Here is a 20,429-nt window from a genome sequence, read left to right as displayed (position 1 = left end):
CCAGGTTATTGTGCGCGCAGTCGTCCAAGCACCTCGAGTCCGGCATAGCCGTCGGTCGGCAATCCGACGCGGGTCTGAAAATCCTTCACTGCCTTCATGGTGTCGTTGCCGACGCGGCCGTCGGTGCCGCCGGTATCGAATCCGGCTTTGGTCAGGCGCGTCTGCACTTCCTGCACTTCCGCGAGCGTGAGCGCACGTTCCGAACCGGGGAATGGATGAAGGAAAGGCGACGCCCCGAGAATGCGATCGCCGAGATGGCAGATTGCCAATGCATAGTTCATCGACGGATTATAGCTGCGAACCGCGTAGAAATTCGGCCCAAGCAGGAACACCGGGCCGCCCGGTTCCGGGACCCAGAGTTTGGCCGATGCATTCGGCTGCGGAAACGCCTTGCCGTCGGCGCGTTGCACGCCGGCCGCCGCCCACGCGGCATAACTGCGGCTGCCGCTCGCGCCGCCGGGTGCGCGCACCTCATAACCCCAATGTTCGCCGCGATGATATTTCCCACGGTTGACCAGATAGCGCGCGGTCGAGCCCAGCGCGTCGTCGGGTTTTCCAAATGGCGAGACCCGGCCGTCGTGATCGTAGTCCATGCCGACGTTGAGCCAGACCTCGGGCATCCATTGGGTGTGTCCCATCGCGCCGGCCCATGAGCCGCGCATCTCTTCGGGCGTGCTCCAACCCTTGTTCACGATGCGCAATGCATTGATCAGTTCGGTTTCCCAATAGCTGCGCCGTCGTGGTTCATTCCAGGCGAGCGCTGCCAGTGAAGGAAACACCGGGCGCATGTGGTTCTTCTGAACCAGCGGATCGCCAAACGCGGATTCAACCCCCCACAGTGCCAGCAGTGTGCCGCGCTCGACGCCGAAATCGTGTTCGATCCGCGCGAACAGTGCCTCGTTCTTCCGAAGCGCCTCCTTGCCTGCGGTGATCCGCCAGTCCGAGACGCGACGGTTGATGTATTGCCAGGTCTTTTCGTGGAACTCCGGCTGGTTGCGCATCTGCTTGAACACGCTCATGTCCGGCTCGATCCGGCCCATGCAGCGGCTCCAAGTCGCGTCTGAGATGCCCTTTGCCAGCGCGCGGGCGCGAAAGCCGTCGCGCCATGGCTCGAAGCCCTGAGGCGGGGCGGCAAGAGCGGGGAAGGGCGCAAGCGCTGCCAACGCTCCAAGGCATTGCAGCGCGCTGCGCCGGCTGAGCCGGATGTGAGAATCGAGGATTGTCATGCAACGAGCATAACGGAGGGAAGCACCCCGCAGCAAAGCCTCATTGCGTTGCGGGAACCTCGACTCCTCGGACAGCCTTCGGGATCAGTGCTTGTTAGGTTGTCAGTCCTTGGCGCGCTCGACGTAAGAGCCGTCCTCGGTCATGACCACGATCCGCGTGCCGACGCCGACATGGGGCGGCACGCCGGTGCGGACGCCGTTCGACAGCACCGCGGGCTTGTAGGATGAGGAGGCGGTCTGCCCCTTGGTGACCGGCTCGGTGTCGACCACTTCGAGCGTCACCCGCTGCGGTAGCGTGATCGCCACCGGCACCATGTCGTGCAGGGACAGTTTCACCACCATGTTTTCCTGCAGGTAGGGCGCGGCGTTGCCCACGACCTCCTTAGGCACCTGAACCTGATCGTAGGTCTCCGCATTCATGAAGTGGAAGCCGTCGGCGTCTTCATAGAGGAACGTGAAGTTGTGATCCTCGATGGTGGCGCGTTCGACCTGGTCTGTGGTCTTGTAGCGCTCGGAAATTTTCACGCCGTCGCTGATCCGCCGCATCTCGATTTGGCTGACCGGGGTTCCCTTGCCGGGGTGGATGTTCTCCGCGGTGAGGACCACGTAGAGCTTGCCGTCTTGCTCGATGACGTTGCCCTTGCGAATAGAACTGGCGATGACTCTCACGGCTGGATTTCCTAAGGTTTGGCTCGAGACCGGTCCGGACGGGGGCGTCCTGCGGCCGTTGAGGCGGCTTCGGGCCGCAACATACTGATTTGGTTCGCTCGCGCCAGTGGGTTGCGGCTAATTCCGGTCGATTGCTGAGGATGGATGAATCGGATTTCACCCTGGTGGGACCGGGCAAGGCACGCGGACCGGAGGCCGTTTCTGGAAGCGCGCAGGACCGTGACGAAGGCGCTGCGGGCCTGGTTCGACACGCGGGGGTTCGTAGAGGTCGAAACCGGCGTTTTGCAGGTGTCGCCGGGCAACGAAACCCACCTTCACGCGCTCAACACCACGCTGACGATGCCGGGCGGCGACCGAGTCACGCGCCACTTGCGCACTTCCCCGGAATTCGCCTGCAAGAAGCTGCTGGTGGCCGGTGAACAGAAGATCGTGGAGTTCGCGCGGGCGTTTCGGGATCGCGAGCATGGCGTGCTGCATCTGCCCGAATTCACCATGCTGGAGTGGTATCGCGCTGGCAGTTCCTATGACGTCGTCATAGCCGACTGTATCGCCGTGATCGCCATTGCGGCGCAAGCGACCGGGATTCCGAGATTTTCATTTCGCGGCCGGCAGGCCGATCCGTTCGTCGAGCCGGAGCGGTTGACGGTCGCCGCCGCTTTCGACCGCTTCGCGGGGATCGACCTCCTGAGTACCGTCATCGGCCGCGAGGGTGACCGCCCGGCCCTGGCTGCGGCGGCGCAGGGGAAGGTGCGGATCACGGACGACGATAATTGGTCGGATATCTTCAGCAAGGTGCTGGTCGAGCATGTCGAGCCCCATCTCGGGCAGGGCCGGTTGACGGTGCTATTCGAATATCCCGCGCCGGAAGCCGCGCTCGCGCGCGTCAGTCCGTCCGACAACCGTGTCGCCGAGCGTTTCGAGATCTATGCCTGCGGCGTTGAGCTTGCGAACGGCTTTGGCGAATTGACCGACGCCGCAGAACAGCGCATCCGTTTCGTGCAAGCGATGAACGACAAGCAAAGCCGCTACGGCGAGCGCTATCCGCTGGATGAAGATTTTCTTGCGGCCGTGGCCCAAATGCCGGAAGCGGGCGGAGTGGCGCTGGGCTTGGATCGGCTGGTGATGCTGGCAAGCGGAGCGTCGAGAATCGATCAGGTAGTATGGGCGCCGCCCGCGGAGGATGCATGAGCGTCAAGACCGACAGGAGCGTCGTTTCGACATTACGGCGGCCGGAAGACCTGATCGCCCATGGCCTCGCGCCCGCATCAGGGCTGGCCGATCTCGAGAAGGTTGCCGCGCGCTATGCGATCGCGATCACGCCGCACGTCGCCGCCCTGATCAATCCGACCGATCCCGATGATCCGATCGCGCGGCAATATCTCCCAAGCGCCAATGAATTGGCTGCACAACCGGGCGAACGCGCCGACCCGATCGGCGATCACGCCCATTCCCCGGTGGACGGCATCGTTCATCGTTATCCCGACCGGGTGCTGCTCAAGCTCGTTCACGTCTGCGCTGTCTACTGCCGGTTCTGCTTCCGTCGCGAGATGGTGGGACCTGCCAAGGAAACTGCGCTATCGAAATCCGCAACCGCGGGCGCGCTCGATTACATCCGGTCGCATCCGGCAGTCTGGGAAGTGATCCTGACCGGCGGCGATCCGCTGATGCTGTCGCCGCGGCGGCTGGCCGAAATCATGGGCGAACTTGCCGCAATCGATCACGTCAGGGTCGTCCGCGTCCATACGCGCGTGCCGGTGGCCGATCCCGCTCGGGTCACTGACGAGATGGCGGCGGCCCTGCGGACGGACGGCGCCACGACATGGCTGGCGCTGCACGCCAATCACCCGCGCGAACTGACCGCGGCGGCGCGGTCGGCCTGCGCGCGGATTGTCGACGCTGGCATTCCCATGGTCAGCCAGTCGGTGCTGCTGCGCGGCGTCAACGATGACGCAGCAACGCTGGAGACGCTGATGCGCGCCTTCGTCGAATGCCGCATCAAGCCATACTATCTGCATCACGGGGATCTCGCGCCGGGCACCGCACATCTGCGAACCACCCTGGAAAAAGGCCAGGTTTTAATGCGTGCGCTACGTGGTCGCGTGTCCGGCTTGTGTCAGCCGGATTATGTTCTCGATATTCCCGGCGGGCACGGAAAGGTGCCTGTGGGACCGGATTATCTATCGCGCTCAGATTTAATATCCGGGGAAGGTGAACATGGTCCAAAATTGCGTTATCGTATTACCGACTATTGTGGCGGCGTTCACCTTTATCCGCCGGTATTGTAGAGGTTCGTCTGTTCGGCTGGCTTGTCACGGATCAATCACGGAACGTTTGCGCGTTCTCAACCGTTCTTGACAGGCCGATCTCGGACGTTGGAGGCAGCGAAATGAACAAGATCATCGCGTTGGCGGCTTTTGGGGTCTTGGTCGGTGCGCCCGCGGCGCTTGGGCAGTATCAAGCGAGGGACGGGTCGTCACCAGGTTCAAGCGTTGACAAGTCCTCGCGTTACGACGCGCCGATCGGTCATCGCCAGCCGCGCCCGAGCGACTTGCCGCCGGAGAGGGCGGACACGGAGAACCCGACACCGGTCGATCCGGCGGATGCTGCCCTCAAACGCAAGATTAAAAGCATCTGCCGCGGCTGCTGATGCAGCTGGGTCGAATTTCGTAACGTAATCAGGTTTGCGGATTGGCGCCTTCATCTGACGTCTGTCAGAAGGCAAAACGCTCTAACGCGCATTCCGCATGGCGAGCGCCATTCCAATCAACGTGGTACCGCCAAATATCATATTGAGGCCGACCAGCAACCCGATGGCCCAGGCCGCCGATCCCGGGAGGCCGACGATGATAATGCCAGCTATGATGATGTCCATCACTCCCGCGGTCAGCAGCCAGCCCCACCGCAGCGAGAGTTCGCGGCGATGTTCAAGAGCGTACATGATCGTGACGGCACCCTCGGCGAGGAAGTAGGCGCCGAGCAAGATTGTCAGCGTCAACATACCCTGTACGGGCTGCACCACCAGCAGGATGCCGACGAGAATCGACAGCGCAGCCGAGAGCAACGACCACCAAAAGCCCGGCATCCCTCGTGCCCAGAAGGTAGCGACAAGTCCGACGACGCCGCCAACGAGAAACAGCCAACCGAGGAAGATCGTGATGGCGAGGCTCGCCATGGGTGGCACGACGATGACAGCCAACCCCAGAAGCACGAGCAGGATGCCTTCGAAAAGGAAGGCCTTCCAATGCTCGCGGACTTCCGTGCTCACTTTCAACTGAAGGCGTTCGAAATCTTGGGAAGGGGTCGTCATTGGCTGGGCTCCATGAAACGGAAACGCGCATCCCTCGGGGCACCAGCTTAACGCGCGACGGCTCCAAAAGCAGCAAAAAATGCCGACTGCTGCGCGGTTCAAAAGTTCGCGTCATCTCACGACGCGTTGATCAATGCGACCTTCGGAAAGGCTCCAGGAAGCAATGGTCGGACTTGCCGGAGATCGCGGCTCGTCCCCGCCACTAGAAAAGGATACCCGAGAACGCAGATGCCAACTTCATCACCAGCAGCCGGAATCCCGACCGGCACGGTGCCATGGTCAAACCAGCCTGCTTTACGGGGCAGGCAATCCGTACCAAGACGTCGCCGTTCAGACCTGCACACCCTCTCCGTTACAGGGCGCACTGTTCCAATTGCTCCACTGAACGTTGGCAAGACTGCGAAAATCTGTCGTCAGCGGACGCCGTGTAAGTTTCTCGTAAGCGCCGATGACCTTCTCTGAGACGGTGAGCTTGCGCCGTAGGTTAGCCGCTATCCGCAGCGTCTCGACGCGCACTCGCGGATCCGCGGTTTCACCAAAGCGGAAACGGCGAACCTCAATGTCACGCAGAGCTTCGCGATGCTTTTTCAATTGAGCGCGGTGCCATGCGATGGTGCTATCGCTATCAGCCATCAAAAAATCCTCACTCTGCGCGGCTGCATTTAGCCGCAATAAAGAACGAGAGCCGAACCCATCATCCGCTGATTTCGATTCGTCAGCGGAGGAAGGAATTGAGACTGAGAAAGCGTCGACGGATTCTGGTTAATCAAAGGTTAATGAGCATTCACGGCGCTGGGTGAGGCACAGCAACACGCGGGTGATCCTCGATTCCAACGTTCGCAAGAAGGCTTACTGAAGGGGAAAAGGAATGTTTAGAAGCGACCCGCCAACCGTGATTGTTTTATTGACCGGCAGCGGATTGCACGTAATAGCAGGGCCGTGGAAATTGTAGCTTTGCGTTCGTTCTGATCACCGTTTCAATTGATGCGATGAATTATTGACTATGACAATTACGGGTCTCGATAGAGAAGTTCTGCTCACGCTCAACGCATTCGGTGGAGGAAGCAACAACCTCTGGGACCTCGCGAACAATTCGCTTTTCAGGGGATTTCCGGTGTTCTTTTCTCTTGTCGCCCTGTGGTTTTCCGGTGATCAGCCGGAGCGTCGCGGTCGTATGCTAGCCGGGCTGCTGGCGGTCTGTTTGGCGACAATGCTTTCTGTTTGGTCACAGTTTCACACCGCAGTTCACATACGTCCAATTCTGGACTTGGCAATTCCTCTGGATACTGTCATTCCGCGAACACCATGGGACCGAACGAATTCGTTTCCGAGCGACACAGCGACCTTGTTTTTTAGTCTCGCTGCTGTGGTTTTTGTAGAAAAGCGGTGGGTCGGGCTGTTCTGCTTTGTTTGGGTCGCGGCGATAGTCGCGATTCCCCGGATCATTGTCGGGCTCCACTATCCAAGCGACATTCTTGGGGCGTTTATTCTTGGACCGGCGACCGTTTTCCTTTTTGCCACGCTTCCATACCCAAAGGGCCTGTTTGAACGCGCGCTCACGTGGTTCGAAGGCCGTCTGTATATTGTTCACGCACTCTTATTCATTTTTTTGGCCGAAGCGTTCGACCTGTTCCCGAGCTTGCAAGCCCTCGGAAAGGTGTTTGCGCGAATGCTTCACTCCTAGAGCCCTTCCGCTTCCGGCGGCATCAGAAGCGGAACTCCATTTTTTTGACGCGTTTTCTTCACGCGAACCGGTATCCACTTCGCTCGAAAACGCTATAGAGTTTTGCTTGGGCAAAACGATAGGCCGGCTCCAGCCGCGCAGGAGCCGTCAGTTCACGACATCATGGCTGCGCTTGGTGACACTGGCCTAAGCGAGCCGCTACACACGGGAGGCCAACGGAACAACACAGCGACAGGTACGCCGTTGCCCTGATTTCCCGTATGTCACAGCCCGGCGCCAAACTCCGCCCCGTCTGTTTTATTTCGAGTGCGACTTCCGCGAACTGTGTTTCGTCTCCGGAGCAGACGCAGAAGCAGCGTGCTCCGAAAGTTGATCGAGACGTGTGTTCAGCTTTCCTACGTCCGCTTGAAGAGCGTCTACGGTCGTCTTGATGGACTCAGGATTTTCCGTCTCGGCAACCTTCCTCTTGAGAGTATCGAAATCCGACGCAGAGAAAGCGCCCAACTTAGTTTGTACGGCCGCGATCTGAGACTCCAGGCCCTTGATCCTAGCATCGAGCTGAGCATCAGATGTTGGCGGAGCCTTCATCTTGGCTTCGAGGAGGAGCAAGCGTTGTTCAAGTCCGGCGGTTGCATCGGCGTGCGGCGCAGCCTGGTGTGCAGGGGCGGGTGCCGCCTTCGCTTCGCTCGTAAGCCGGCCGGTACTGCTCCATACCAAGGCCATGCTGCCGAAAAACATCACGCAGATAACGGCTATGCCCCCGATCAACTGATTGGAGCGGTCGTGTTCATTCATCACGTTGCCTCCTTGCGTTGCTAACGTTGCATTGCTTACGTTGCGTTGTCTCCCTTCGAGCCAGTTACCAAGTATGACTGAGCTGCGACATTTTGTACAGGGGCGCACGCATCCATTGGCGGCGTCTGCGGAGGTCTGTCTGCTCATCGCAGCATTTTCGAAAAGACCAGAAAGAGCGACGGTGTTCCATCCAGGAACTTCGCCCTCGGACGCAGTGCAAGCTACCGTCGTCATTCCGCCAAAGCGAAACTGAAAAGAACGGCATCTTACGACGCCAGTCTCAACAAGAAGCACAACATCATCGAGCGCTTCTTAAGCTAGCTGAAGCAGTTCAGGCGCGTCGCAACCCGCTACGAACTATTTGCGACACGTCGGTTAAACAACCAAAGCGCGAGGGCGCTTGCCAGCATCACCAGCCCGCCCAGCAGCACCGACAACGGCGTAGCCCCGAGTCGCTCAAACCATTGAGTATAGAAATGAATACCGCTGAAGACGGCGACGAGGTTGACCAACCAGCGTCGATTTGCCCGAACGGCCCAGAATCCAGCACCGAGCAATGCCACCGCCCACATCACGCTGAATGCCATGGCCGGAATGACGGGTTTGGTCATGAGCGTCGAGGATACGTCCTTGGCAGCGAGCGAACGTATCAGCATCAGTGGATCGCCCCATAGTGAGCCGATCCAGAAGCCGAAATTGATCAACAGCAGCGAGGTTCGCGCGGCTGTGACCGCGAGCCGCGCATATTCGGCTGGCAGACGTCGCGAGGCTCGATACGCGATCAGGGCCACCATAGAAAACACGACCACGGTGAGCGTCGGTTCGAAAATGGCTAGCGAATAACTGGCGTGGCTATAACCCGTGCGTGCTCCCAGGCAAGCCGAAGCGGCCAGCACCGCCAGCGCCATCAAGAGGCTGGAGCGAGCGATGATAGCTGCGAGGCAGAAAACACCCGTGACAATCAGCATGGTGGCAAGGAGGTCGGCACGATAGGCGATAGCGCCGCCGCCTAACATCAGTGCGCCGATGACAAGGCAAATCTGCCCGAAAATCATCCAATGCTGCACGCGATTAAGCGCAATTACGCAACCTGCGACAAAAAGTGTGAGCCCGAAGCTAATCGCCGTCAACGGCGCAGGCGCCAGCGCGACCGCACCCGCCGCAATAGCGACGACAGCGAACCCGACGAGGATGTTGATGCCGAGAGAGATTGTATCATGTGCAGCGAGCTTCGTGAGCTTTTCGGCTTCCTCGCTCGTTAGCTTGCCTTCCTCAACAAGCTTGGAAATGTCCAGCGTGATTTTCATCGTCCCTCGTCCAGCGGAGCCGATCCCTATCCCATATAGAAACTGTCAACCTATCAGAAATCAACATCCACGCCTCACTGTATGATTGTCGGGGGAAGACTACGCGCGCATATGAAATGCAGTTATGCTGTGCATACTATAGTGCGAAATCGGGGAGGCGGGTTACGGCTACGCGCGCGTCAATCATCGGTGGCGCAATTGGGGCCCGCAACAGCTAGCGAAACTGATGACGCTACAGTTTATTGACTTAGATCAACGAAAAGGTCCGCTATCGCACTCCGATGATCGGCAAAGGTCACGTCGGGTGCTGGATAGCCAACTGACCAGTAGATCGGAGAGTTGCATGAGAACCATCAACCCGTTGGTGCTGTTAGCGCTGTTAGTATTGCTCGTTGCGCAATCGGCTTCGACAGAGGCTGCGGATTTGAACGGAGCTTGGGCGATTGATTCCTCGACCTGCGGTGACATATTTACCAAAAAGAATAACAAGCTTGCTTTCAAGCAAGATGCTGATCTCCACGCGGGCGGTATAATCGTTCATGGAAAGCAAATAACCGGCACATTTCAAAAATGCACCATCAAATCATTGCACGATGACGGGCGGGATGTGCGAGTGATTGCAGCGTGCTCGGACGGCATCGCGGTATCGGACATGGAGTTCGACGTGAAAATCTCCGGAGAAAACAAGATCACACTTAGCTCAAAGGAGCCGGTACCGGTGGAAACGCCATATTTTCGCTGCCCGATGTGACTGTCCGGACGGCAACATGGTGGCGAACGATGGTGGTTGGTCATGTCTATGACAGTAGCGTTGCGTGCGGACCTCAAGGCATCTCAGCTGGCGTCACCAAATGAATCGGCGAGACTTAAGGGCCGCAGTCCCTAGCGGACCAGGAGATTAAGCGGTTTCAGGATGTTCGCCTGAAATGAGACCCGAAAGCATTCGGGGTGCCAGTACAGCATCCTGGTTTAGCTTCAGAGATAGGCGACCAACCCTACAGACGACGCAGCAAGCGATATCAGCGCGGCTCCAAGCATCATCCATAGCGTATCGAGTTTCGTCGCCAGCAAAAGAACGAAGCAGACAGCCGCAATGGCGATGGTAATGGGACCTGTCAAGCCGTCATGCCCCAGCGGAATCGCCGCAGCTAACAGTAGCCCAGCACTCGCGATCACAACCGTTTGCAAGATCGATTTGACGCGTGAGTGTTCCATTCTGCAGCCCACGAAGTGAACCAGCGGAATGATGAGGAGCGCAGGCGTAATCATAGCAAGCCATCCAGCGACGGCCCCCGGAATCCCTGCCGCAAAATATCCGACGCTCACGATATAGAGTCCGACAGGTCCCGGCGAACTGCGGGTAATGACGACGGCTTCGTTGAGCTGCTCATTGGTAAGGACATGATAGTGATTCACCAGTGCCTCTTGGATGACCGGCAACGACGCGAGTCCTGCAAAGGAGGTCACCGTGCCCTTCAAGAGCACAAGATAAAGCACCAGTATATTCATGGCAGGAAGCATCCCACGACGGCGGCGATGACCAGCACGTAAATGGGCGAGATGCCGACGACAACATTCAAAAGGAACGCGCTCGCACCAATCAGGATCACGCGCAGTCGTTTACCCGTCTTGAAGTACGGATGCGCGATGGTCCAAACCGTCTTCACCGTAACCGCGACGGCCGCTGCAACCGCGCCCTTGATCGCCGCCTGAGCGAATGCGTTTTCTTGCCATTGGGAAAATAGAATGGTGATGATCACCACGAACGAAGTGCAGGGGATGGAGGATGCCAGCAACGTCACTACCGCACCGGACCATCGTCGCAACATCCAGCCGACACCGACACAGAAGGCAAGAACATTGGTGCCGGGCGTTAGCCGACCAAGGGCGAATGACAGCGCGAATTGCTCTTCGCTAATCCATCGCCGTTTTGCAACGACCTCACTGTGTATGACGGCCGTTGTCGCGCTTCCTCCGCCGAGCGTGAAGTTGGCATAGCGCGCGAAAACACCAGCGAGTTGCTTGAGTGTTGGTTGATTCATCGACATGCACGACACGACCGCTTGGGCGCCTAGTACGCCAGATTAAGACAAGCCCGTTTCCGTCGTGCCGGAGAGTTTCACACCTGCTTACGGCAGGCCGTGAGGCATGCACAAACTAATCAGAACTCCCGGTGGGTTTCAAGCTACGGCTATTCAGCGGTCACAAACGCGAGGGGTAGGGCGCTAAGGAAAACAAAGGGCAAGTTAGCCGTTGGCGCTCCCTGGAGCTGCCGGTCGTCGAGATCGAGTTCACGATGAAGCGGCTGCGCGGCGCGGATTAGTTTTCGGTGCGCAAAACCCGCCGGTGCGGGGGCTCCGGCGGGTTTTGAATGGGGCGAAGGGATTAGAGGAGGAAAATCGCCAACAACACAACGACGGTGATCACAACCGCGGCACCGATCGTCCCCAATTTGATGAAGGACTTATACGTTTCCTCGTGCGCCGGATAATCCATTCCTTCCGCAGTCGAGTACGTCAATTCGCCATGATCAGACATGTCAAGCTTCCCAGTTACGGTTGATCTTGCGTCTCTCACGACGGTGACCGGTGAGACCGATATACCTGCCCGCGGTCACCGCCAATTCATGCAGTTCTGCGAGCTTACGCTGGCGGGTGTTCGCGCCGGCGGCTCTCGGTCTGACGCTCGCCATAAGCTAAAGCTAGCGAGAATATGGCTATGACGCCGGCAACGAATGCGGTCACAATGATTGTGTCGGTTGGCATGTCGATCTCCCGTTTTGCTTTCGACAAGCCAAGAATACATTCAATCACGCGCATGTTTTTCATCTAGCGCAAAGACGCCGTTATTCTCTCACACAGATGCTCCGGGCGGTCAGACCCAGGAATGGATATCTCTTCGCACTATGCGCTGCGGCGTTGCTGATGCTGGGGTTCGGCTTGGCGCTGGAGTGGGCGCAGCGCCTTATTGATCTAGAACAAACTATAAAAATAGCAGGCATGTTAAACGAGTGAATTGCCGGTAGAGACCCCGGCGATATCCAGGCCCGCCCTGGGCCCGTTCCTTCTCTGACTCGGCCCGACGCTTCACGGCGCTGGGCCTTTCTTTTTCGGCTGCGGCTCGCTTACCTTGAACCGTGTCGACCGCCGCTCACCGATCGGCGGCGGCGCAGCGTCATGAACGGCTCGATAGAAGCTGATGCGGGCGATAACCGGCCGCCGTTTCGACCCATGCTCCTTCACGAGACCAAGGCGGGTTATGGCGCCATATAAGGCTCCCGCGCGAGGACCGTTCCGTTTAACCGACACATTGGCGAAGCGCTTCGAGATCCAGAATGTCGATGTGGCGGTGCGAGGAAATTTGAATCACTCCAGCTCGCCGCAGCCGCGTGAGCTCGCGCGAAACCGTTCCAATCGTCAAGCCGAGAAAGTCGCCAATTTCGGCGCGCGAAAGCGGAAGATCGAAAGCCGTGACGCCGTCGCCTCCTGCAAACGGATCGATCTGCCGAACCATCATCATAAGAAAGCTGGCTACCTTTTCGCGTGCCGTCTTGCGTCCAAGCGCCAGCATCCACTCGCGACCCTGATCGACCTCGCGAAGGGCTTGGTGCAGCAGTTTTGCTTCGAGGGCCGGATTTTCTTCGAGCATCTTCCGCAGCGCGCTCCTGGTTATGCTGCAGATCTCAACATCCGAACAGGCTTCGACCCGAACAAAACTCTCCTCTTGATGAAGTCGTCCGACGAAATCGGGCGCGAATTGAAGTCCGACGATTTGTTGGCGACCATCGGCCAGAGTCTTGGTCAGCTTGAGCACGCCGCGCATGACATTGGCATAGGATCTGATCGGTCCTTGCTCCTGTAAGAGAACCTCGCCGGCGGATACCTTTACGACACGCGTGAATTTGGCGAAATTCACCAATTCGTCGGCATTGAGCGCGCCGCACATACCCTTGTGCCGTACATCACAGCTCCGACAGAGCTTCGGCACATTAGAGTTATGGATGTCCTTCCGGGGCGGGTTCATACTGCTCTAGCTTGAGGATAATCGTCTGCAGCGCCGAGACACCGTCTCTTTTCAGCTGTCGGTTCTCCGGACGGATCCTGCATCCCATAAATCTTTCTGTCTTTGCGATCGCGCAAAGGCGAACCTGAATTGTTGCGCTACCGCAATCTGAATAGTTTGAGCGACGAGCGGTGATTGCACGCGAGCGATTTCTGAGCTGACGACCAGTAAACGGCAACGCCCATTGCATATCGCTAGCTCGACAATGGCCAGTGCCGTGAGAAGTGTACACAGCGGTTTATTGGCCATCCATTGGAGACGAAACGGGCTTGTCGAGCTAGCCTATTGAAATCATTGGCGGCTCCCTAGCGGACCAAGACGACTGAGCCGTTCAAGGCGTTGGCCTGAGGTGAGACCCGGAGGCGTTCCACGGGATTCTTGTGCTTTCCAATACGCGTGGCTGACCGGGTGCAAGTGCAGCGCCCCGTTTAGCCATCAGGGAACCAACCCTATCGAAACTTCCCGTCGAAAAACTCGCAGGCGACCTTACCCCTGCGACAGGCCGACCAAATAGGGAACGAACGGTCAGTCGGCGGATTAGTCTACTCAGCACATGCTTGTGCAAAGGAGCATGTCCATGAGTAACGATCACGAAACTGGCCATCTGACCGCCAGCGATAAAGAGTCGGGGAAAGCTGTCTACGGCGCTGAGAACAAGAAGATTGGTAAAATCGAAAGTGTCATGATCGACAAGACCAGCGGGGAAATCGCTTACGCTGTCCTCAGTTTCGGTGGATTTCTCGGTATCGGCAAAGACCATTTCCCGGTCCCCTGGAAGCTGCTGCGATTTGATTCCGAGCTTGGCGGTTACCGTTCCGACATCAGCGAGAACCGGCTGCACGGCGCTCCGAAACACGGTACCGAGACCATCTTCGATTGGAACGCCAGGTACGCAGAACTGGACGACTACTACAACGAGGAAGTCCTTTCTGCTGACAAGCACTGGTTTGGTAAGGTTGGTGAGGCTGCGGGCTCTATTTTTAAGGGTAGCAAACGCGAATGGTAGGGCGTGACGGCTGCGAGAGCAGTTTTCTCCGTACCCCGTCCGCAAAGCCACCGCCTTGAGTGGGACCGGTAAGGTCCGCGAGGGAAATGATTAGACACCGGCGCTAGGAGCTGAGGCGAGAAATGGCCTTTGGCGCTCCCTAGCGGAGCTAGACGACTGAGCCGTTTCAAGATGTTGGCCTGAGGTGAGACCCGGAGGCGTTCCACGGGATTCTTATGCTTTCCAATACGGGTGGCTCACTTTTTGGTCAGAACGTATCGGAGAAGCAATATTCCTTCTCCGAAAAATGTCGACGCCCAGCAAAACATTATCGCGCTTAGGCAGATGTAAACTCGTGGATACGCGAGCATCAAGGCTCGCATCAGATTAGCGTGATACGCCGAGCTAGCGTTCAACGCGCCTATCATTCCCACGAGGCCCATGACCACGTTGGACGCTACCAATACTCTAAATGAACGATGGGACTTTCGAAGTCCCTCGACTATGCTGCCAAAGCTCTTGATTAGCTGCGGTGACAACAGTCCAGCCACAATCCGCCCGCAGCAAACCGCAAGCGCAAGCCAGGCAAATATTTCGAGAAGCCAGAAATCCAACTCCGTGCCGTAACCGTTCAAGTGGTTCTCGATATAAAATAGATAGCTACCCTTCGTGAGGAGGAGGCTTGCACCGCTAAGATTTAAGTCAAACGCCGATAGCAATAGCTGAAGCGGGTGCGTCAATAAGAATGCGAATATTATTGCGATAGTGAAAGCGATGGTCGTTTAAAGTATGCTTGGCTGTACATCCTGATGACCATCCCGCGCCGACAATTGAAACTTCGTATGATTTAGATTTGCCCTTCAAGCAATCGAAAGGTGACAAACGCGAATGGTAGCGCGTGATGGCTGCGAGAGCAGTTTCCCCGTGGCCCGTCCGCGAAGCCACCGCCCTGAGTGGGACCGGTAAGGTCCGCGAGGGAAATGATTAGACACCGGCGCTAGGAGCTGGGGGAGAAATGGCCTTTGGCGCTCCCTAGCGGAATCGAACCGCTCTCTCCACCGTGAAAGGGTGGCGTCCTAACCGATAGACGAAGGGAGCTGAACTTTTCGGCGGCAAATCGCACGTCGTTTCAGTCTCAATCCGCTGCGATCCTACCGTCAAATCAATATCCTATATTGATCTGATCAGACGGAGTTTCCGGCCGACATGAACCGACCGGCTGCAGTCGCGAAACGTATAGTGGCGTTTTCCCGGAGGAGCAAGCATCTCCACCGTGGGGACCGGGTTGCGCCGGGTCCCACTTCGACTGAAAGGCGAGCCCCACACGAACCTACCCGTCCAACACGAGCTACCCGTCCAATGGAGCATCCAAAATAATGGGCAGGGGTGTCGGTCATTGGCTTTTCCACGTGGGCGCAGGGGCGCGGTTCGCTCATCACCAACGGAGATAGCCGATCAAGAAGTCGAGACCATCCGCGCGCGAAAAGCGTGCCGAGGATACGCACAGGGGTTATCTGGATCTGAGGGATCGTCAAGTTGCGCATATGTCAGCGGCAGCAGGATTGGCATCCATATGGTGCTGGTGCTGCGTCGAACGGATGCGCCGTTGCGAAGCGCATTCGTAGTCGCAACGTCCCGGCGTACGGTAAAAAAAGCCTCGCTAAAGCGAGGCCTTCAACGAAGGTCTGGCGTGCGCGTTCAGCTACCGAAGAATAGCCACAGCAGAAGTATCACCGGTATCGGTACGCCAATCAGCCAGAGCAAAAGTCCCTTTCCCATCCGCCGTCTCCTTGAATGTCATATACGTTAAGGAGAACGTGAACTGCGCACGATCGTTCCCGCCTGCTACAGGGCCGAACAGTAAGGGCTGTACGAGGTCGCGCGGTGATGTTTCGTTGCAATCGCGCGAAAGCACGATCAGGCACAGTAGCGCCGCTCTGAACTTCTCACCAATGACCGGTGTTTGGCATCGAGCTCCACGGTTCGGCCGACGGGCGAGCATCACCCTTTTGCAACAGCTCGATCGAGTGCAGATCTGGGGAGCGGACGAACGCCATCTGGCCATCGCGGGGCGGGCGATTGATGGTGATCCCGAGCTTCATCAATCGTTCACAGGTGGCATAGATGTCGTCGACCTCATAGGCGAGGTGACCGAAAAAGCGGTCCTCGCCGTACGTCTCCTCGGCCCAGTTGTAGGTCAATTCGACCAGCGGTGCGCCGCGGCCTCTGCACTGTTTCACCAGATCCTCGTCGTCGGGGGCGCACAGGAAAACCAACGTGAATCTGCCTTTGTCGTTATCGACGCGACGGACTTCTTTCAGTCCCAACGCTTCGACATAGAACTTCAGCGCGACCTCGAGATTGCGCACGCGCAGCATGGTGTGAAGGTAGCGCATGTGTGACTGTCTCCTGAAGACGCATGAGATGAGCGGTGGGTCCAGACAGCAGGCGGGTGCCTGCTTGTTGATACATCGTAGCAAAACCAGATCGGGGCGGTCGCTTTTTGCGCGCAATTTCCGATGAGCGGAGCGCCAATTAAGCGCCCTTTTTCCACGTTAGTGGAACTCTTTCAGCGGCTTGCTCGTTAGCTAACGCAAAAACGGCATAAACCATAATTCCTGAGAATTAGGATGTGTCCAAGTCCAACGTCATTGCAACCAAGTTAAATAGAACCAAGTCAAATAGACGCGCGTTATTGCGTCGATTTTTGGTGAGAGGATAGCGACATGAAGAAGAAGTTGATCATGATTGCGACCGTGGCAACGCTCGGCAGCGCCGTTATATCGCTGCCAGCTCAGGCTCAGCGATTTGGACCGGGCCTCGGAGTCGGTCTTGCCGTCGGCGCTCTGGCAGCGGGCGCAATGGCGAATTCGTATTACGGACCGTACGGTTACTACGGCGGCGGTCCATACTATGGCTATGGACCGGGCATTTACGGCGCCGGCTATGGCGGTGGTTGGGGCTGGGGCGGTCCGGCCTATTATGGCGGGTGGGGACCCGGTTATTATGGCGGTGGTTGGGGCTATCGCCGTGGTTGGGGCTATCGCGGTGGTTGGGGCGGAGGCCGCGCGTACTATGGAGGTCGCGGTTGGGGTGGTGGAGGCCGTGGGTATTATGGGGGTGGTCATCGACGCTGGTGATCTGAGTTGACCCCCGGAGAGATCGAGATGGAATCTCTCCGGGACAACGGATGCACCGCAGGATTTCGTCGCCTTGACGGTTAATCGGTGCGCAGCGAAGCGGTCTATTCGCGGCCTCTTCGCGAATAGAATGACGCTGGACCTGCTGCGATGCTTCATTTTAGAGCCAATAATTTTTTGTTTTTTTTCGTGCGTGTGGATTTAGGTCGTTGTCGTTGGGCGTCCCTTGAATTTGGAGAATTTCCAAAAAAAGATTCAAAACAATCACGGACACGGGGCCAGCTTGTGGCTATTTGGAAACGTCTTGGCGCAGGGAACTATTCGCGCGTGCACCGGTCCAGTGAATTATCCTGCGATGTTTCTGCAAAACGTCTGGCTTCTTATTAGATGAAAACTGCCCACAACGGATTGGATGCTCGTTAGGGCCGAACCTGATCGGCAATCAGATGAGGATCAAAAACCCGTGAGTAACTGATTCGTGCGTGTGCAAGTCTGTTTATAGGTGTCGTCAATTTATCTTTTGTCTTGCGACGCCAACGAGAGTGTTATCTTTTGATTCCTAAGATTCGCTTGGATATATACAGTTGTGTATAACGTCGTCGAACAGACGACAACCGTAGTAAAATGTGTGGGGGCCTGCGTCATGGGGTCGGACGGTTTTGAATCCAGGAAATTTGCGGGACCGACGGTGAGCGATCACTTAGGGTCAAAGGACTTTTCCGGAACAACAGATCGAGAGTCGGGTGCCGGGCCTTTCGCCGGGCTTGGGGAATCTCCCGCCAACATCGTCGAGATCAGCGGCGTCATCAAATGGTTTGACGCTTCAAAAGGCTACGGATTTATCGTCCCTGATAATGGCTGGCCGGACGTGCTCTTGCATGTCACCGTGCTTCGTCGAGACGGCTATCAGACGGCTTATGAGGGGGCCCGTCTGGTCTGTGACTGCGTGCAGCGGGCGAGGGGCTATCAAGCGTTCCGAATCACCTCGATGGACGAGTCCACCGCGATTCACCCGGCGCAGATGCTGCCGCCGCGGACCCACGTCAGCATAACGCCTACCAGCGGCTTAGAGAGGGCGCAGGTAAAGTGGTTCAATCGGCTGCGCGGTTTCGGGTTCTTGACGCGCGGCGAGGGAACGCCGGATATTTTCGTCCACATGGAAACGCTACGGCGCTTCGGCATAACAGAGCTTCGGCCGGGACAGTTCGTTCTGGTTCGGTTTGGGCCGGGTAGCAAGGGTATGATGGCGGCGGAAGTTCAGCCGGAAACCGGTGCTCCCAGCGTGTCCTCGCACTGATCCGGCGGAGCTACCGCCAAAGCTGCGTTGCGCGGGGATGGCTTGAGATCTGACTTTCCGGAAATCGTGTTTTGCACCCACAACAAGCCTGCTGTTCCAGGTGGCGGCGGTTTGCGGCGAGACGCATTGTGATCATAGTTCTGACAGGTTGTCTGATGCTACAACTGCGGAATATCGGTCTAGGGTGGCTCCGCTCCGGTCTATGGATCGCCCTGTTCTCTTGGATTGTCATGGTCGCGCCGGACGACTCCTACGTCCACGCAGCCGAACTCCAGCCGCTGGAAATTGCAACCCAAGCCGGCGTAAGGACGTTCTTGGTTGAGATGGCGACAACCCCCGAGGAGAAGGCCACCGGATTGATGTATCGAAAGCATCTGCCGGACGGGCAGGGTATGCTGTTCGATTTTTCTCCGGTGCAGCAGGTGACGATGTGGATGAAGAACACCTACATCCCGCTCGACATGATCTTTATCGGCCCGAGTGGTCGCATCCTGCGGATCGCAGAGAACACCGAGCCGCTATCGACCCGAATTATCTCTTCACGCGGCCCGGCCAAAGCTGTGCTCGAGGTGATCGGAGGGACTGCGAAAAAGTACGGCATCGCGCGCGGTAACCGGGTCTCGCATCCGCTCTTTAATGGCCATTGATTCCGCCAATAGCGGAAAGGCTCTGACAATAGCGGAAAGGCTCTGAGCGACTTGCTGGGCCGGCCGGAAGCATGTAACGACATCGTTTCCCAGCAGATCGGGGTATAGCGCAGCCTGGTAGCGCGGCAGTTTTGGGTACTGCAGGTCGTTGGTTCGAATCCAGCTGCCCCGACCATTTTGTTTGATATTTATCAAAATAAATCAATAATTTACGACGACTTTCGAATAGCAAAAAGTTACAATCCATAACAGTTCTCCGGGGCAGTTTCCGTAACTTTGACCCGGTTCGGGTTTGAAGCTCCCGACGTTTCAAGGCAACGATGGGCAGAGCCGTCGAATTGAAGCAAAGGCTGAACGCTGCTCAGAAGGAAGAGGGCGGGGAAGCAGCTTTGAATCAATCCAAAGCCAATGAACCGTGCCCATTCGTCGGGTGCGTGACCAAAGACGGGATCAAGCTGGCCTTGGGCGAAAACTGGACATCATCTGGCCTAAAAGCATTCGGGAAATAGCAGAGGAAGAATGGCCAAATGAGCAGTTGGACACTTGTAGCCAAGAGGCCATCCGAAGGGGATGTGGCGGTTGATCTTACGGTCGACGGCGGTGATCCGCTCACACTGGGCTTAGTCGAAGCTGAGGGATTAGAAGCCGCATTGGGCAATGCGCTTACAAGCGTCAATGACGCGTCCGGCCGAATTTCATGCGTGAACGTAGGCGTGCAAATCGTCATCGCGGTCGATAAGACAGCGATAGCTACTCTTACGCATGACAAGGCAGAACAGATGCGCAGCCAGTTGAAAGAGCTTCTGGCGGGCAACGGCACTGAATTTAGCGATTCAGGTGCCGTCGAATAGACATGTGCTGAGGCTTGAGCAGATCATCCCGCGCCGCGCCTTGATCCGGATTGATCCGAGCGGGTTGCGGCCCGTTACTTTGGCCGCTGCAACTCCGGTGAATTGACCCACTTTATAGCGTTATCGGTCTGCCAGATTACCTTTAGCTTTGGATGTCGTTCCAATTCCTGCGAAAGCCGACAAATCTTTTTGAGAGCACAAGCGACGGTTGTCGGAGTGATAGACTTGGAAGCATTGTCGGACATTTGTGATGCTCCACACGTTATTTCCATATAAATATAGCGTAGGCAACCTAAAGATGTCTAGGCGTAAAGCGTCGTGAAATAAGGATGCAATATTTCGTGATCGTCCGCCGTCAGTTGCGGATTCCGATGAAGTCGCCCGGGCATTCCGAGATGATGCCGCCCATAGATTCCGACATGATGTCGCCCAGGGCGCGTGCCTCGCTGGCTGCTAAAG

Annotated in this window: 21 protein-coding genes, 2 tRNA genes and 1 pseudogene; 11 read left to right on the top strand and 13 right to left on the bottom strand. The window is 57.3% G+C overall.

What is annotated here, in order from left to right; genetic code table 11:
• Positions 1 to 5: 5 nt before the first annotated feature.
• Both B2M20_RS09385 and efp read right to left on the bottom strand, forming a co-directional pair.
• A complete protein-coding gene (locus tag B2M20_RS09385; RefSeq protein WP_079446788.1) occupies positions 6 to 1,226 on the bottom strand; it encodes a lytic murein transglycosylase in 1,221 nt (406 codons plus the stop codon).
• 102 nt (positions 1,227 to 1,328) lie between these two features.
• Positions 1,329 to 1,895 (bottom strand): elongation factor P, encoded by a 567-nt coding sequence (gene efp, locus B2M20_RS09380; RefSeq protein WP_079446787.1) that lies wholly within the window; start codon positions 1,893 to 1,895, stop codon positions 1,329 to 1,331.
• A gap of 144 nt (positions 1,896 to 2,039) precedes the next feature.
• Here efp and epmA point away from each other — a divergent pair, with 144 nt between their 5' ends.
• From epmA to B2M20_RS09365, 3 genes are all read left to right on the top strand, one after another.
• A complete protein-coding gene (gene epmA, locus B2M20_RS09375; protein WP_079446786.1) occupies positions 2,040 to 3,083 on the top strand; it encodes an EF-P lysine aminoacylase EpmA in 1,044 nt (347 codons plus the stop codon).
• Positions 3,080 to 4,180 (top strand): lysine-2,3-aminomutase-like protein, encoded by a 1,101-nt coding sequence (locus B2M20_RS09370; protein WP_079447014.1) that lies wholly within the window; start codon positions 3,080 to 3,082, stop codon positions 4,178 to 4,180. The genes epmA and B2M20_RS09370 overlap by 4 nt, the downstream gene beginning before the upstream one ends.
• A gap of 101 nt (positions 4,181 to 4,281) precedes the next feature.
• Complete coding sequence (locus B2M20_RS09365) at positions 4,282 to 4,542, top strand: hypothetical protein (protein ID WP_079446785.1); 261 nt, start codon at positions 4,282 to 4,284, stop codon at positions 4,540 to 4,542.
• An 81-nt stretch (positions 4,543 to 4,623) separates the two neighbouring features.
• Here B2M20_RS09365 and B2M20_RS09360 read toward each other — a convergent pair whose 3' ends face one another.
• Both B2M20_RS09360 and B2M20_RS09355 read right to left on the bottom strand, forming a co-directional pair.
• Complete coding sequence (locus B2M20_RS09360; protein WP_079446784.1) at positions 4,624 to 5,202, bottom strand: HdeD family acid-resistance protein; 579 nt, start codon at positions 5,200 to 5,202, stop codon at positions 4,624 to 4,626.
• 330 nt (positions 5,203 to 5,532) lie between these two features.
• Positions 5,533 to 5,835, bottom strand: coding sequence for a hypothetical protein (locus B2M20_RS09355; RefSeq protein WP_173815970.1), 303 nt, complete (start codon positions 5,833 to 5,835; stop codon positions 5,533 to 5,535).
• 370 nt (positions 5,836 to 6,205) lie between these two features.
• Between B2M20_RS09355 and B2M20_RS09350 the strand changes: the two genes are divergently transcribed.
• Entirely contained in the window at positions 6,206 to 6,886 is a 681-nt protein-coding gene (locus B2M20_RS09350) for a phosphatase PAP2 family protein (protein WP_079446782.1), read from the top strand.
• A gap of 297 nt (positions 6,887 to 7,183) precedes the next feature.
• Here the strand turns inward: B2M20_RS09350 and B2M20_RS09345 are convergent, their stop codons facing one another.
• Together B2M20_RS09345 and B2M20_RS09340 are read right to left on the bottom strand one after the other, a co-directional pair.
• Positions 7,184 to 7,915 carry a hypothetical protein gene (locus B2M20_RS09345; RefSeq protein ID WP_244553478.1) on the bottom strand — a complete coding sequence of 244 codons (732 nt, stop codon included), beginning with the start codon at positions 7,913 to 7,915 and terminating at the stop codon, positions 7,184 to 7,186.
• Between the two features lie 116 nt (positions 7,916 to 8,031).
• On the bottom strand, positions 8,032 to 8,988 hold the full coding sequence (locus tag B2M20_RS09340) for a hypothetical protein (protein WP_079446780.1): 957 nt from the start codon (positions 8,986 to 8,988) through the stop codon (positions 8,032 to 8,034).
• 343 nt (positions 8,989 to 9,331) lie between these two features.
• Between B2M20_RS09340 and B2M20_RS09335 the strand changes: the two genes are divergently transcribed.
• On the top strand, positions 9,332 to 9,739 hold the full coding sequence (locus B2M20_RS09335; protein ID WP_079446779.1) for a hypothetical protein: 408 nt from the start codon (positions 9,332 to 9,334) through the stop codon (positions 9,737 to 9,739).
• Between the two features lie 224 nt (positions 9,740 to 9,963).
• Here B2M20_RS09335 and B2M20_RS09330 read toward each other — a convergent pair whose 3' ends face one another.
• From B2M20_RS09330 to B2M20_RS09310, 5 genes are all read right to left on the bottom strand, one after another.
• Positions 9,964 to 10,497 (bottom strand): chromate transporter, encoded by a 534-nt coding sequence (locus tag B2M20_RS09330; protein WP_079447013.1) that lies wholly within the window; start codon positions 10,495 to 10,497, stop codon positions 9,964 to 9,966.
• Positions 10,494 to 11,030: a chromate transporter gene (locus B2M20_RS09325; RefSeq protein ID WP_244553477.1), complete on the bottom strand. Its 537-nt coding sequence runs from the start codon at positions 11,028 to 11,030 to the stop codon at positions 10,494 to 10,496. Before B2M20_RS09325 ends, B2M20_RS09330 begins: the two co-directional genes overlap by 4 nt.
• Before the next feature lie 343 nt (positions 11,031 to 11,373).
• Positions 11,374 to 11,526 carry an aa3-type cytochrome c oxidase subunit IV gene (locus tag B2M20_RS09320; RefSeq protein WP_079446777.1) on the bottom strand — a complete coding sequence of 51 codons (153 nt, stop codon included), beginning with the start codon at positions 11,524 to 11,526 and terminating at the stop codon, positions 11,374 to 11,376.
• A gap of 104 nt (positions 11,527 to 11,630) precedes the next feature.
• Positions 11,631 to 11,753, bottom strand: a complete 123-nt coding sequence (locus B2M20_RS20575; protein WP_274533960.1) for a hypothetical protein — start codon at positions 11,751 to 11,753, stop codon at positions 11,631 to 11,633.
• Positions 11,754 to 12,285: 532 nt separating this feature from the next.
• Positions 12,286 to 13,011 (bottom strand): Crp/Fnr family transcriptional regulator, encoded by a 726-nt coding sequence (locus tag B2M20_RS09310; RefSeq protein WP_079446775.1) that lies wholly within the window; start codon positions 13,009 to 13,011, stop codon positions 12,286 to 12,288.
• A gap of 616 nt (positions 13,012 to 13,627) precedes the next feature.
• On the opposite strand from B2M20_RS09310, the pseudogene B2M20_RS09305 reads away from it, so the two are divergent.
• Positions 13,628 to 13,978: pseudogene (locus B2M20_RS09305) on the top strand (PRC-barrel domain-containing protein); the annotation flags it as partial.
• Between the two features lie 1,080 nt (positions 13,979 to 15,058).
• On the opposite strand, the gene B2M20_RS09295 reads toward B2M20_RS09305, so the two are convergent.
• Both B2M20_RS09295 and B2M20_RS09290 read right to left on the bottom strand, forming a co-directional pair.
• Positions 15,059 to 15,133, bottom strand: a tRNA-Glu gene (locus B2M20_RS09295).
• An 848-nt stretch (positions 15,134 to 15,981) separates the two neighbouring features.
• The gene (locus B2M20_RS09290; RefSeq protein WP_079446772.1) at positions 15,982 to 16,431 is read right to left on the bottom strand and encodes a VOC family protein; all 450 of its coding nucleotides are present in this window, start codon (positions 16,429 to 16,431) and stop codon (positions 15,982 to 15,984) included.
• A 330-nt stretch (positions 16,432 to 16,761) separates the two neighbouring features.
• On the opposite strand from B2M20_RS09290, the gene B2M20_RS09285 reads away from it, so the two are divergent.
• The 5 genes from B2M20_RS09285 (at position 16,762) to B2M20_RS09260 (ending at position 19,970) form a co-directional block, all read left to right on the top strand.
• A complete protein-coding gene (locus B2M20_RS09285) occupies positions 16,762 to 17,175 on the top strand; it encodes a hypothetical protein (RefSeq protein ID WP_079446771.1) in 414 nt (137 codons plus the stop codon).
• 643 nt (positions 17,176 to 17,818) lie between these two features.
• A complete protein-coding gene (locus B2M20_RS09280; RefSeq protein WP_079447012.1) occupies positions 17,819 to 18,472 on the top strand; it encodes a cold-shock protein in 654 nt (217 codons plus the stop codon).
• A gap of 230 nt (positions 18,473 to 18,702) precedes the next feature.
• Positions 18,703 to 19,119 (top strand): DUF192 domain-containing protein, encoded by a 417-nt coding sequence (locus tag B2M20_RS09275; protein WP_374708836.1) that lies wholly within the window; start codon positions 18,703 to 18,705, stop codon positions 19,117 to 19,119.
• Positions 19,120 to 19,217: 98 nt separating this feature from the next.
• Positions 19,218 to 19,294: transfer RNA gene (locus tag B2M20_RS09270), tRNA-Pro, on the top strand.
• A 352-nt stretch (positions 19,295 to 19,646) separates the two neighbouring features.
• The gene (locus B2M20_RS09260) at positions 19,647 to 19,970 is read left to right on the top strand and encodes a hypothetical protein (protein WP_079446768.1); all 324 of its coding nucleotides are present in this window, start codon (positions 19,647 to 19,649) and stop codon (positions 19,968 to 19,970) included.
• The last annotated feature ends 459 nt before the right edge of the window (positions 19,971 to 20,429 follow it).

This window comes from Nitrobacter vulgaris (assembly GCF_002028545.1).
GTDB classification, from domain to species: Bacteria; Pseudomonadota; Alphaproteobacteria; order Rhizobiales; family Xanthobacteraceae; genus Nitrobacter; species Nitrobacter vulgaris.
Note: the sequence above shows the minus strand (reverse complement) of the source record. Positions and strands in the feature narration are given on the sequence as shown.